Origin of the sequence: Streptomyces sp. URMC 126 (assembly GCF_051386555.1) — a bacterium.
In the GTDB taxonomy this organism is placed as follows: domain Bacteria; phylum Actinomycetota; class Actinomycetes; order Streptomycetales; family Streptomycetaceae; genus Streptomyces.
On record NZ_JBPQTX010000342.1, the window covers coordinates 1 to 7,310 of the forward strand.

Genomic DNA, 7,310 nt, shown 5'->3' on the forward strand with positions numbered 1-7,310 from the left:
CCCCCGCCCGCTGTCATGGGGGACATGGCCGACGCCGACGTCTCCCTCCCACCCGACCGCCTCCGCTACCGCGCGAAGCGCGCCCTCCTCGGCCCGCCCCTGGTGACAGAGCGCCTCGCCCAGGAGAAACTGTCGAACCCGACAGCACTCGGCGTCCTCGCCTCCGACTGCGTCTCCTCCACCGCGTACGGCTCGGAGGAGATGCTCCGCATCCTCGTACCGGTGGCCGGAGTCGCCGCGTTCACGCTCCTCCTGCCCGTGACCGGGGCGATCCTGCTGGTCCTGCTGCTGGTGACGCTCGCCTACCGGGACGTGGTGACCGTCTACACCCGGGCCGGCGGCTCGTACGTCGTCGCCCGGGAGAACCTGGGGCCGCGCGTCGCGCAGATCGCGGCCGTGGCGCTGCTGGTGGACTACACGGTCACGGTCGCGGTGCAGACCGCCGCCGGTACGGACGCGCTGATCTCCCTCGCCCATCTCATCGGCCACGGCTACCACGGCATCGACCACCTCAAGCTGCCGATCACCATCGCCGTGGTGGTGCTGCTGATGTACGGGAATCTGCGCGGGATCCGCGAGGCGGGCCGGGCCTTCGCGCTGCCCGCCTACCTGTTCATGGCGGCGATGGCGCTGCTGCTCGGCGTCGGGCTCGTCCGGGGGCTGGACGGCGGGCTGCCGCACGCCGACACCGGGGCGCACGGCGCCATTCCGCTGGGCAGCGCCGGGCACGGCTGGCTCTACGGCGCGTCGCTCTTCATCGTGTTGCGCGCGTTCGCGAACGGCGGTTCGTCGCTGACCGGCCTGGAGGCGATCTCCAACGGGGTGTCGGCCTTCCGGCCTCCGCAGGGCCGCAACGCGCGCCGCACGCTCACCGTGATGAGCGTGATCCTCGGGATCCTGGTGTCCGGCGTCTCGGTGCTGGCCCACTTCACGCACGCGATCCCGTACGAGGACGGGAACCCGACCGTCCTCGCCCAGGAGGCCCACCTCGTCTTCGGCGACGGCCGGGCGGGGACGGCGGGCCTGGTGTTCGTCCAGCTCGCCACCGCGCTGATCCTCTACACCGGCGCCAACACCCCGTTCACCGGCTTCCCGTTCCTCGCCAGCTTCGTCGCCGAGGACCGTTTCCTCCCCCGTCAGCTCACCCGGCGCGGCCACCGCCTCGCCTTCTCCAACGGCATCATCTGCCTCACCGTCGTCTCGCTGGCACTGCTGCTCCTCACCGGCGGCAGTGTCGACAAACTGGTCGCGCTGTACGCGATCGGCGTCTTCACCGGCTTCACCATGGCCGCCACCGGGATGACCGCGCACCACCTGCGCTCGCCGGCCGCCCCGGGACGGCGGGCGAAGGCCGCGGTGAACCTGGCCGCCGCCGTGGTCTCGGCCCTGGTCGTGCTCATCTTCGCGATCACCAAGTTCACGGAGGGCGCGTGGCTGGTCGTGGTGGTCTTCCCGGTCGGGGTGTGGGCGCTGATCCGCGTCAACCGCCACTACCGGGCGGAGGCGGCGGTGCTGGAGAACGTCCCCGCCTTCACCGCCGGCCGCCCGCGCTGGCGGCGGCACCTGGTGTACGTCCTCGTCGACAGCCTGGACCTGGCCACGGTCAAGGCCCTGCGGTACGCGCACGAGCTGCGGCCGGACGAGGTGCGCGCCCTGCACTTCGTCATCGACGAGACGCGGGCGCGGCGGCTGGCCGCCCGCTGGGACGCGACGCCCGGCACGAACGTCCCGCTGGAGCTCGTCGACTGCCCGGACCGGCGGCTGCGGCACGCCGTCGTCGCGCTCGCGGCCCGGACCACCGCCGACGGCTCCACCGCGCTCACCCTCCTCCTCCCCCGGCGGACGTACTCGACGCCGCTCGGCCGGCTGCTGCACCGGGGCACGGGCGAGCAGATGGCCCGGGCGCTGGAGCGGTTGCCGAACGTGGCGGTCACGATCCTGCCGTTCGACGTTTCCCAGGCGGTGGAACGGCTGCGCTCCGCCCGCCCGCCGAGCACGTCATGACCGTCATGCGATACGGACATGACAGGCGCGCCCGGGCGGCGTTACCTTCGCGAGGTCGTCGTCACACACCGCCGGGAGGGTCGATCCGTGAAGCCGGACACGCAGCAGAACGAGACGCGCACGGGGTTCCTGTGCGGGCTCGCGGCCTACGCGATCTGGGGGCTGTTCCCCCTGTACTGGCCGCTCCTGGAGCCCGCCGGAGCGTTCGAGATCCTCGCGCACCGGATGGTGTGGTCCCTGGTCACCGTGGTGGCCGCGCTCGCCCTGACGCGGCGCTGGGCCTGGATACGCCCGCTGCTGCGGCAGCCGAGGCGGCTCGCGATGATCGCGCTGAGCGCCGCGACGATCTCGGTCAACTGGGGCATCTACATCTGGGCCGTCAACGCCGGTCACGTCGTCGAGACCTCGCTCGGCTACTTCATCAACCCGCTCGTCGTCATCGCCCTCGGCGTCCTCGTCCTGCGCGAACGGCTGCGGCCCGCGCAGTGGGCGGCGGTCGGCATCGGCGCGGCGGCGGTGATCGTGCTGGCGGTGGGGTACGGCAAGCTGCCGTGGATCGCGCTGGGCATCTCGGCCTCGTTCGGCACCTACAGCCTCTTCAAGAAGCAGGTGGGACTGGGCGGGCTGGAGTCGATGGCGGCCGAGACGGCCGTCCAGTTCCTGCCGGCGCTCGGCTTCCTGCTCTTCCTCGGCGCCGACGGCAAGAGCACGTTCACGAGCGAGGGCTCGGGCCACCTGCTGCTGCTCGTCGCCTCCGGCGCCATCACCGCGCTCCCGCTGGTGTCGTTCGGCATGGCGGCGGTCCGGCTGCCGCTGTCGGTCCTCGGCATGCTCCAGTACCTGGCGCCCATCTTCCAGTTCGCCCTCGGCCTCGCGGTCTTCCACGAGTCCATGCCGCCGGAGCGGTGGGCCGGATTCGCGCTGGTGTGGCTGGCGTTGGCCGTCCTGACGTGGGACGCGCTGCGCTCGGCGCGGGCGACGCGGGTGGAACTGGCGGCGGCTCGGGAGCGGGCGGCGGCGGAGCCGCCGGGTTCCGACGGGCCGGGCGCCGTGGCGGGCGCCGCGGCCCCGGCGGAGCGGACGCGGCCGGAGGCCGCCGTGGAGGCGGCGACCGGCGGAGTGGGCGAGCCGGACGCGACGGCGGGGCGCGGCGGGGCGTGAACCGCTGGGTACACGACGGCTCCTGACCCTATGATCCGAGCAGAACGGGGCACGCCGCTCGCACGCTCAACGCATCGTCCTGGAGGCCGGTTTGCCATGATTCAGCCCGAATGCCGGAAGCAGCGAAAGTGAGTAAAAACCGGCCTGCCACCGACTAAAGGCGCAGGTCGCGCCCTGTGGTCCCCGCGCACGCGGGGGTGGTCCCTCCGGCCATGTGGTGATGTACCTGGGCGGCGGGTGGTCCCCGCGCACGCGGGGGTGGTCCCCTTGTCGCTGGCAGTCCTTCCTCCGCCGTCTCGTGGTCCCCGCGCACGCGGGGGTGGTCCCCAGTTGGCGCGCCTGGTCGAGTTCGCCAGACTGTGGTCCCCGCGCACGCGGGGGTGGTCCCGGGCGCTGGCCCTCGCCGTCCTTCTCTTTGTAGTGGTCCCCGCGCACGCGGGGGTGGTCCCGGGGACTCCAACGCGAAATCAGGGACGCCTTCGTGGTCCCCGCGCACGCGGGGGTGGTCCCGCGAGCGTGGTCGGCGACGCGAACGTCTGGACGTGGCCCCCGCGCACGCGGGGATGGGTGCTCCGCCCGATATCCGGATACCGAACCCCCGTGTCCGGATTTCGCCCTTGACCGATCTCCGAAAACCCCTTGAACATCATGGGCACGTCAAAAGGACGGGAGCCCCCCATGCTTGATGTCCAAGGTCCCACCCTGCCCACCAGCCCCCGAAGACGCCGCCGGTCCGCCGGTCTGCTGGCGTGTGGTGCGGCCGTGGCGGCGACGCTCATCGGCGCGTCTCCGGCCATCGCCGCACCGGCTACGGCAGTCACCACGGCGGCACGGGCCGCCGACGCGCCCGAGATACCCTCGGCCGACGTCAAAGCGCACCTCAGTCAGATGCAGTCCATAGCCAGCGCCAACGGCGGCAACCGCGCCCACGGCCGCGCCGGCTACAAAGCGTCGCTCGACTACGTGAAGTCGAAGCTGGACGCGGCCGGTTACAAGACGACCGTGCAGCAGTTCACCACCGGTGGTGCCACCGGGTACAACCTGATCGCCGACTGGCCGGGCGGGGACGCGAACCACGTCGTGTTCGCCGGGTCGCACCTCGACTCCGTGAGCGCCGGGCCGGGGATCAACGACAACGGGTCCGGGTCCGCCGGCGTCCTCGAAGTGGCGCTCACCGTGGCCAGGACCGGCTACAAGCCGGACAAGCACCTGCGCTTCGGCTGGTGGGGCGCGGAGGAGCTCGGCATGCGCGGCTCCTCGTACTACGTCAACCAACTCCCCTCCACCGAGCGGTCGAAGATCGACGCGTATCTCAACTTCGACATGATCGGGTCGCCCAACCCCGGTTACTTCGTCTACGGGTACGACGCGTCGCTGAAGACCCTCTTCGAGGACTGGTTCGCCGCCCGGAAGATCGCCACCGAGATCGACACCGAGGGCGACGGACGCTCGGACCACGCGCCGTTCCAGCAGGCCGGCATCCGCGTGGGCGGCCTGTTCAGCGGCGCGGACTACATCAAGACCGCCGCTCAGGCCCGTAACTGGGGCGGCACGGCGGGCAGGGCGTTCGACAGCTGCTACCACCGCTCCTGCGACACCCTCTCGAACATCGACGACAAGGCGCTCGGCACCAACAGCACCGCCATCGCGGGCGCCGTCTGGAAGCTCAGCGGCGGCGGGTCCACCCAGCCGCCCGGCGGCACCAGCTTCGAGAGCAAGTCGCCCGTCGCCATCCCCGACAACGGGCCGGCCGTCGAGTCCCCGATCACGGTCAGCGGTCTCACCGGCAACGCCCCGGCCGCGCTCAAGGTGGCCGTGGACATCAAGCACAGCTACCGGGGCGACCTCACCGTCGACCTCGTCGGGCCGAGCGGGCGCTCGTACCGGCTGAAGGGGTCGAGCGCCAACGACTCGGCGTCCGACGTCGTCGCCACGTACACCGTCGACGCCTCGTCCGAGACGGCCAACGGCACCTGGAAGCTCCGCGTCCAGGATGTCGCCGCCCAGGACACCGGCACCGTCAACAGCTGGAAGCTCACCTTCTGAGCCCGGTGGCGCGGGGCGGGTCGCACGGCGGCCCCCCCCGCGTCGTCACGCCGTGACGTCCTTCGCCGTGAACCGCGCCCACGCCGCCGACCCGAACACCGCCGCGTACAGCCCCTGGAGGCCGAGGTTCCGTCCGATCTGGTCCCAGTAGACGGGGTCACGGAGCAGGTCGGAGAAGCTCAGCCAGTAGTGCGGGAAGAGGTACGGCTGGATGGTGTGCAGTTGCGGGAACTGGTCCAGGATCTGCACCGTGATCAGCAGCCCCACGGTCGTCGCCATCGCCGCGATGCCGCTGCCGGTGAGCGTGGAGACGAAGAGGCCGAGCGCCGCGACGCCGATCAGGGACGCGGCCACCACCCCGGCGATGGCGACGCCCCGCAGCAGCCCCTCACCGAAGGACACCGTCGTCCCGCTGATCAGCGTCACGTCCCCGAGCGGGAAGAGGAGCGCTCCCGCGAGCAGCGCGGAGCAGGCGACGACGAGGGTGGCGGCCAGGCAGAAGACGAGGGTCGTGGTGAACTTGGCGAGCAGCAGCCGGGTGCGGCCGGCCGGGGCGACCAGCAGGTAGCGCAGGGTCCCGGTGCCCGCCTCGCCGGCGATCGAGTCCCCGGCGATCACGCCGATGGCCATGGGCAGGAAGAACGGCAGCGTCGCGGCGAGCGAGGCGAAGACGAGGAAGAGGCCGTTGTTGGTGACCTGGCTGACGAAGGCCGGGCCCTCGCCGCCGTCGCCGGTGCCGAACGAGCCGTCCCCGTCGCTCGTCTCGATCTTGACCGCGATCCCGACGAGCACCGGCACGGCGGCGAGCACACCGAGCAGCGCGAGCGTTCGCCAGCGCCGGAAGACGGTGGTGATCTCGTTGCGGAAGAGGGACAGCCGCCAGGCCGCGCGCGGGGGACGGGCGGCGGGCGCGGGGACCGCCCCCGGCTCAGCCCGCGACATCGAAGCCCTCCCCGGTGAGCGCCACGAAAGCGTCCTCCAGCGAGACCCGTTCGGTGCCGAACGAGCGCACCCGGACGTCCGCCCGGACCAGCGCGGCGTTGAGGTCCGCGAGGTCGGGCGGCGGGGTGCCGGTGGGCAGTTCGCCGGTGACGCGGTCGTCGGCGACCACCAGATCGTTCACGCCGTGCTCCTTGAGGACGCGGACCGCGTCCGCCGTGTCGGGGGTGGTGACGGCCAGCCGGCCGCGGGTGGACGAGGCCAGGTCCGCGACCGTGCCCTGGGTGAGCAGCCGGCCGCGGGCCATCACCGCGGCGTGCGAGCAGACCTGCTCGATCTCGTCGAGGAGGTGGGAGGAGAGGAAAACGGTGGTGCCCTCGGCGGCCAGCCCCCGCACCAGGGCCCGGATCTCGCGCATGCCCTGCGGGTCGAGGCCGTTGGTCGGCTCGTCCAGGACCAGCAGCTCGCGCGGCTGGAGCAGGGCGGCGGCCAGGCCGAGCCGCTGCTTCATGCCGAGCGAATACGCGCGGGCCTTCTTGCCCGCCGCTCCGGACAGGCCCACCCGGTCCAGGGCCGACGCCACCCGGGCGGCCCGCGTGCGCGGGTCGGCCGTGGGGTCGGCGGCGTCGTACCGGACGAGGTTGTCGCGGCCGGAGAGGAACCCGTAGAGGGCGGGGCCCTCGATGAGCGCCCCCACCCGGGGCAGCACCCGCCCGCCGGCCCGCGGCATCGGCTCGCCGAGCACCCGGGCCTGGCCCGACGTGGGCTCGATCAGCCCCATGAGCATCCGGATCGTCGTCGTCTTGCCCGATCCGTTGGGGCCGAGGAACCCGAACACGCTGCCGCGCGGCACGACGAGGTCGAGGCCGTCCACCGCGAGCTGGCCGCCACGGTAGCGCTTGGTCAGCCCTCGCGTCTCGATGACCGGCGCGGACTCGGGCAGGCGTCGGGGCGCGGTCTCGGGGCGGGGCTCAGGACGGGGCCCAAGGCCGGGCGCGGGACCGGACTGACGACCGGGGGCAGGGCCGGGCTGACGACCGGGCGCGGGGCCGGGCTCACAACCGGACTCACAGCCGGGCTCAGGACCAGGCTCCGGTACGACCGGCGCGGACTCCGTCACCAGGTCCCTCCCCCTCGCCCTCGACTTCCCCACTGCCTGT

5 protein-coding genes and 1 CRISPR repeat array are annotated in these 7,310 nt (G+C 72.6%); of the genes, 3 read left to right on the plus strand and 2 right to left on the minus strand.

Annotation, left to right across the window (positions count from 1 at the left end; genetic code table 11):
• Window positions 1-24: 24 nt before the first annotated feature.
• The 3 genes from ACSNOK_RS28560 (at window position 25) to ACSNOK_RS28570 (ending at window position 5,211) form a co-directional block, all read left to right on the plus strand.
• The gene (locus tag ACSNOK_RS28560) at window positions 25-2,004 is read left to right on the plus strand and encodes an APC family permease (RefSeq protein ID WP_436783685.1); all 1,980 of its coding nucleotides are present in this window, start codon (window positions 25-27) and stop codon (window positions 2,002-2,004) included.
• Between the two features lie 87 nt (window positions 2,005-2,091).
• A complete protein-coding gene (gene rarD / locus ACSNOK_RS28565; RefSeq protein WP_436783682.1) occupies window positions 2,092-3,165 on the plus strand; it encodes an EamA family transporter RarD in 1,074 nt (357 codons plus the stop codon).
• A 176-nt stretch (window positions 3,166-3,341) separates the two neighbouring features.
• A CRISPR array of direct repeats spans window positions 3,342-3,736; the repeat unit is 29 nt; unit sequence GTGGTCCCCGCGCACGCGGGGGTGGTCCC.
• A gap of 107 nt (window positions 3,737-3,843) precedes the next feature.
• Complete coding sequence (locus tag ACSNOK_RS28570; RefSeq protein ID WP_436783683.1) at window positions 3,844-5,211, plus strand: M28 family metallopeptidase; 1,368 nt, start codon at window positions 3,844-3,846, stop codon at window positions 5,209-5,211.
• 45 nt (window positions 5,212-5,256) lie between these two features.
• Here ACSNOK_RS28570 and ACSNOK_RS28575 read toward each other — a convergent pair whose 3' ends face one another.
• Both ACSNOK_RS28575 and ACSNOK_RS28580 read right to left on the minus strand, forming a co-directional pair.
• On the minus strand, window positions 5,257-6,153 hold the full coding sequence (locus ACSNOK_RS28575; protein ID WP_436783684.1) for an ABC transporter permease: 897 nt from the start codon (window positions 6,151-6,153) through the stop codon (window positions 5,257-5,259).
• A complete protein-coding gene (locus ACSNOK_RS28580; protein ID WP_436783686.1) occupies window positions 6,140-7,093 on the minus strand; it encodes an ATP-binding cassette domain-containing protein in 954 nt (317 codons plus the stop codon). Before ACSNOK_RS28580 ends, ACSNOK_RS28575 begins: the two co-directional genes overlap by 14 nt.
• Window positions 7,094-7,310 lie beyond the last annotated feature (217 nt).